Origin of the sequence: Mycobacterium sp. E3298, assembly GCF_001666895.1 — a bacterium.
Lineage (GTDB): Bacteria > Actinomycetota > Actinomycetes > Mycobacteriales > Mycobacteriaceae > Mycobacterium.
Window position 1 is genome coordinate 1 of record NZ_LZJB01000061.1, and the last position, 808, is coordinate 808.

Consider the following 808-nt stretch of genomic DNA (forward strand, 5'->3'; position numbering starts at 1 on the left):
CGACCCGGATTCGGAGAAGCTGATCGCCGAGACGCTCACCACCCTGGTGATCCGCGGCGAGGGCGGGTTCGGCGGCGTGCCGGGCCAGCGCCCGGTGGCCCCGGAGATCCCGGACCGCGAACCCGACGCCCGGGTCGCCCTGCCCACCCGGGAGGATCAGGCGTTGATCTACCGGCTCTCCGGTGACCGCAACCCGCTGCACAGCGACCCGTGGTTCGCCCGCGAGCTCGCCGGCTTCCCCAAGCCGATCCTGCACGGCCTGTGCAGTTACGGGGTCGCGGGCCGCGCGCTGGTCGCCGAGCTCGGCGGCGGGACCGCCGCCAACGTCACCTCGATCGCCGCGCGGTTCACCTCGCCGGTGTTTCCCGGCGAGACGCTGACCACGCTCATCTGGCGCACCGAGCCGGGCAAGGCGGTGTTTCGCACCGAGGCCTCGGGGGCCGAGGGCAGCGGCCCGCGGGTGGTCCTCGACGACGGCGCCGCGGAATACATACAGGCTTAGGGCGATAGCTTGCGCGCCAGGCGGGCGGTGAACTCGCCGGCCTGCGCGGGGCTGTCCAGCGCGAATCGCGCCGCGGTGGCGCGGTCGCCGTCGTCGTAGTGCCGCACCAGGATTGGCACGCCGCCGTCGCCGACCGCGTCGAACGCGTCCTCGTCGGTGATGTCGTCGCCGAGGTAGACCGGGGTCCGGGCGCCGGGTTCGGCCTCGGTTAGGTGATCGAGCACCCAGCGCAGCGTTTTGCCCTTGTCCCAATCCAGGTCCGGGCGCAGCTCGATGACCTCCCGGCCGGTGGTCACGCGGAGGCCG

The 808-nt window shown here is 73.3% G+C and carries 2 protein-coding genes; one reads left to right on the top strand and one right to left on the bottom strand.

Translation table 11 applies throughout. The annotated features are described in order from the left end of the window. The coding region (locus A9X05_RS02235; protein WP_197498879.1) for a MaoC family dehydratase at positions 1–502 on the top strand (502 nt) is incomplete at its 5' end. Here A9X05_RS02235 and otsB read toward each other — a convergent pair. Continuing rightward, a partial coding sequence (gene otsB / locus A9X05_RS02240) for a trehalose-phosphatase (RefSeq protein WP_082970846.1) occupies positions 499–808 on the bottom strand: 310 nt, incomplete at its 5' end. The two genes, A9X05_RS02235 and otsB, sit on opposite strands and share 4 nt — an antisense overlap.